Origin of the sequence: Delftia sp. ZNC0008, assembly GCF_000799035.1 — a bacterium.
Lineage (GTDB): Bacteria > Pseudomonadota > Gammaproteobacteria > Burkholderiales > Burkholderiaceae_C > Comamonas > Comamonas tsuruhatensis.
The window spans coordinates 1-4,345 of the sequence record NZ_JTKZ01000932.1; the positions used below are offsets into that span (position 1 = coordinate 1).

Sequence of the window (4,345 nt, forward strand, 5' to 3'; positions counted from 1 at the left end):
GTGAGGTCCACCTCCACCGCCGAATTGATGGCAGCCAGCCGGTGGCTGGCGGCCAGCACCTCGGGGTCGTGCGTGTAGCGCGTCTCGCGCAGTTGCAGGGCGGGGTTGCGGTGGGCCCAGCGCCTGAGCGATTCGCCGCCCATGAGGATGCCGCCGATGCCCACGCCGCGGTCCTGGCTCTTGCGCGCGTGGGTCAGCACGCCGGCTTCGGCCAGGGCTGCAATGCCGTCGCCCACGGCGCCGCTGTGCAGGCCCAGGTCGCGGTGGCCGTGCAGGGCGGCGAGCACGGCCTCGGGCAGGTTGCCCACGCCCACCTGCAGCGTGGCGCCGTCTTCGATGAGGGCGGCCACATGGCCGGCAATGGCCTGCTCGGCAGGGCCGGGCGCGCTGCGCGCCTGGCCCAGCGGAGGGTGTTCGGCATCGACCAGCAGGGCGAAGTCGCCGGCCTGCAGGTGCAGGCTGCCGTGCGTCCACGGAATGGCGGGGTTGACCTCGCCGATCAGCACGCGCGCCTTGCGTATGGCGGCCGGCAGGTATTCATGGACCAGGCCCAGGCTGTAGCGGCCTTGTGCATCGGGTGGCGAGACCTGGAGCAGCACCACGTCGGCAGGCAGCAGGCCCTCGTCGATCAGGCCGGGCAGGTGGGAGTAGTGGCTGGGCAGGATGTCCAGCACTCCGGCCTGCGCCAGCGCGCGGTGGGGGCCGCCGGCCGCGTAGCCGAAGAAGTCGATGGCGTCGGCATGCGCCGGTTGCAGGGTGTCCGATGCGCCCATGCCCACGAAGACGCGCAGCCGGCCCTGGCCACCGTGCCGGGCCAGTGCATGGCGCTGCGCGACCACGGCGCGCGTGAGCGTCAGAGGCTCGGCCGTGGCCTGGCCCCACCACAGGGTGTCGCCGGGGCGGATCAGGGCCTGCAGCCTTTCTTGCAGGGCGTCCGGCGACAGCACGCTCATGGCGCGCGGTCCCAGTCGAAGCGCGTGGGCTGCTTGTCCTTGAAGCGCTGCACCGCCTCCTGGTGGTAGTCGGAGCCACGGCACATCGTCTGGGCATAGGCTTCCAGCTCGGCCATGGCGCGTGCGTCCAGCTCGAAGGCCTGGTTCATGGCCGTCTTGGCCATGCCGATGGCGGCTGTGGATGCCTCGCCGAAGCGCCGCGCCAGTGCCACGGCGGCGGCCTGCAGGGCCTCGCCGTCTTCCACGATCTCGTAGACCATGCCCAGCGACCTGGCTTCCTCGGCCTGCACGGTGCGCGCGGTGAAGACCAGCTCCTTGGCCTTTTGCAGGCCCACGATGCGCGGCAGCATGTGCATGGCGCCCAGGTCGGGCACCAGGCCGATGCGGCCGAACACGGCGCAGAACTTCGCGCGCCGCGTGCACAGCACGAAGTCGGCGGCCAGCGCCAGGCTCAGGCCCGCGCCGAAGGCCGGGCCGTCCACGGCGGCGATCACGGGTTTTTCGAGGTTGACCAGCTCGGGAAACCACTGGTGCAGGCTGCGCATGCGCTGGCGCCAGGGCAGGCCGGCCTGGCTGGCATCCATCATCTGGCTGATGTCGCCGCCCGAGCAGAAGGCGCCGCCCGCGCCCGTGAGGATGACGGTGTGCACCTGCGCGTCATCGCGCATCTGCGCCACGGCGGCGGCCAGGGCCGGGCGCATGGCCTGGTTGAGCGCGTTGCGGGCCTCGGGCCGGTTCAGCGTGATCGTGCCTATGCCGTCCTGGACGGAGGTCAATACGGGGGAGGTGTTCATGGGAACTCCAGGGCAGGGGAAGGAGCGGCCTCTTGCGAGGCCGCCGTGCATCAGGCGAGTTCGGCGTAGCCGTGGCTGAGCACGATCTTGTCGCGTTCCAGCACGCGGGCGCGCAGTTGCAGCTGGCAGGGCTGGTCGGGCGTGCGCCAGATCTCGGTGACCAGGGTCTCCCCGGGATAGACGGGCGCGGTGAAGCGCACATCCAGTGCCTTCAGGCGCGCGGGATTGCGGTCGCCGCATTGGCGCAGCACGGCATGGGCCACCAGGCCGTAGCTGGCCAGGCCATGCAGGATGGGCCGCTCGAAGCCGGCCTTGCGCGCCACGGCCGGGTCGGCATGCAGCGGGTTGTAGTCGCCCATCAGGCGGTACAGCAGCGCGGCCTCGGGGCGTATGGCCTGGGTGTCGGTGAAGTCGGGCGCGCGGTCCTCCGGCGTGGGGCGCAGCGGCGCCAGGGGCGCGTCGCTGGGCTGGCCGCCGTCCAGCAGGCTGTAGCCGCCATCGCCGCGCAGAAAGCTGACCTGCTGCACGGTGGCCAGCAGCTCGCCGCCGGTGGTCTCCAGGCGCCGCTCGGTGACCATGATGGCGCCCTTGCCCTCACCCTTGTCCGTCAGGTGCGTGATGCGGTTGTGGCCCACCACGTCGGCGCTGGCCGGCAGCGGGCGGTGCAGCCGCATGCGCTGCTCGCCATGCAGCAGCTTCACCCAGTCGATGCCCGTATCGGCCTCGCGCGCCCAGAAGCCCGGGTAGCCCAGCACCACGGCCTGCGAGGGCAGGGCGCGCAGCCCGCCCGGCGCCCCTTCGTAGAAAAAGGGCAGGGCGTCGGCGCACAGCGGATCGCTGCCCAGGCCCAGGCTCAATGCATAGAGCATGGTGTCGCGCTCGCCATAGTGCTGGCGCACGGGCTCGAAGGGGCGCTGTTTCAGGTGCTGATAGCTGATGGCCATCACGGTTCCTCTCAGTGTTTGATTGCGCTGGCGCGCTTCAACCCTCGCAACTGGCGCGGCCCGACTCAGGGACACCGAGGAAGGGCCGCCCCGCACCGAGGGTGTCGTCCCCCTCCCTCGCGAAGCGAGTAGAGAGGGGGAAGGCGCATAGCGCCTCAGGGGGTGTCGTTCAAACAGGATCCCAGCTGAACACGTCGGCGGACCGGTCCAGCGGCACGAACGATGCCTTGAGCGCCGGCATGCCGTGCTCGGCAATGAACTGGGGCGACCAGCCCTCGCTGCGGTGCACCGAGCGCAGCGGGCGCGGCTGGCTCATGACGAAGATCTCGTTGTTGCGCACGGCGAAGACCTGGGCGTTCACGTCGCGGGCCGCGTCGGACAGCAGGTAGACGGCCAGCGGGGCGATCTTGTTGGGCGTCATCTGCTGGATCTTGGCCACGCGCGCCTGCTGCTCGGGCGTGTCGGTGGGGATGGAGCCGATCATGCGGCTCCAGGCGAACGGCGCGATGCAGTTGGAGCGCACGTTGAACTTCTGCATGTCCAGCGCAATGGACTTGGACAGGGCCGTCAGCCCCAGCTTGGCGGCGCTGTAGTTGGCCTGGCCCAGGTTGCCGATCAGGCCCGAGGTCGAGGTCATGTGCACGAAGGCGCCGCTTTCCTGCTCCTTGAAATGGTTGGCGGCCGCGCGGCTCATGTAGTAGCTGCCGTACAGGTGGACCTTGATGACGGCGTCCCACTCGTCCAGGCTCATCTTGTGGAAGAACCGGTCGCGCAGGATGCCGGCGTTGTTGACCACGCCGTCGATGCGGCCGAAGCTGTCCACGGCGCACTGCACGATGCGGCCCGCGCTGGCGGCCTCGGCCACGCTGTCGGTGTTGGCCACGGCCTGGCCGCCTGCGGCCTTGATCTCATCGACCACCTTCTGCGCCGGGCCGGCGTCCGTGCCCTCGCCCGTGGTGGAGGTGCCTATGTCGTTGACCACCACCTTGGCGCCCTCGGCCGCCATGGCCAGCGCCATGTCGCGCCCGATGCCGCCGCCGGCACCCGTCACCACCACTACCTTGTCCTGCATCATTTTCTGCGCCATGGCCTGTCGTCCCCGTTCAGTGTTCGTTGGAAAGAAGTCGGGACCAAGGATGCCGGCAAACGCCGCACCGCGCCATTCGCCAATCACAAGGGCGGACTTCGCGGGAATGAAAGCAGGGGCGGGCAGGCCGCGCCGGCCCAGCCTTCAGCGCGGCCAAAGGCTTGCTTAAGAAAACGCGGATTGCGGGCCGCCGCGCTTGCACCGACCATGGCGGCCATGACAGACAAGCAAGCTACCGACACCCTCGACGCCGCCGCGCTGGCGCACCTTCAGTCCTGGCAGGGCCGCAGCGAAACCCTGGCAGACAGCATCACGGCCGCGCCCGTGGCCGCGCTGTCGGCCACGCTGGACCGGGAAGACCCTGAGCCCGCCGACGGCACGGCGCTGCCGCCGCTGTGGCACTGGATGTACTTCCTGCCCCATGCACGCCAAAGCGAGCTCGGCCCCGACGGCCACCCGCGCCGTGGCGGCTTTCTGCCGCCCGTGCCGCTGCCGCGCCGCATGTGGGCCGGCGGGCGCCTGCGCTGGGAGGCAGGCAACGCGCTGAAGGTGGGCCAGAAGGTGCAG

General features: G+C 70.5%; 4 protein-coding genes and 1 pseudogene. 1 reads left to right on the plus strand and 4 read right to left on the minus strand.

Annotation, left to right across the window (positions count from 1 at the left end; genetic code table 11):
- The 4 genes from L995_RS30020 to L995_RS30035 form a co-directional block, all read right to left on the minus strand.
- A partial coding sequence (locus tag L995_RS30020) for an acetyl-CoA hydrolase/transferase family protein (protein WP_047475103.1) occupies positions 1-953 on the minus strand: 953 nt, incomplete at its 3' end.
- Positions 950-1,747: an enoyl-CoA hydratase/isomerase family protein gene (locus L995_RS30025; protein WP_012202133.1), complete on the minus strand. Its 798-nt coding sequence runs from the start codon at positions 1,745-1,747 to the stop codon at positions 950-952. The genes L995_RS30020 and L995_RS30025, both read right to left, overlap by 4 nt.
- A 50-nt stretch (positions 1,748-1,797) precedes the next feature.
- The gene (locus tag L995_RS30030; protein WP_016452188.1) at positions 1,798-2,691 is read right to left on the minus strand and encodes a MaoC family dehydratase; all 894 of its coding nucleotides are present in this window, start codon (positions 2,689-2,691) and stop codon (positions 1,798-1,800) included.
- A 169-nt stretch (positions 2,692-2,860) separates the two neighbouring features.
- Entirely contained in the window at positions 2,861-3,778 is a 918-nt protein-coding gene (locus L995_RS30035; RefSeq protein WP_016452187.1) for an SDR family NAD(P)-dependent oxidoreductase, read from the minus strand.
- Between the two features lie 207 nt (positions 3,779-3,985).
- Here L995_RS30035 and L995_RS30040 point away from each other — a divergent pair.
- Positions 3,986-4,345: pseudogene (locus tag L995_RS30040) on the plus strand (acyl-CoA dehydrogenase); the annotation flags it as partial.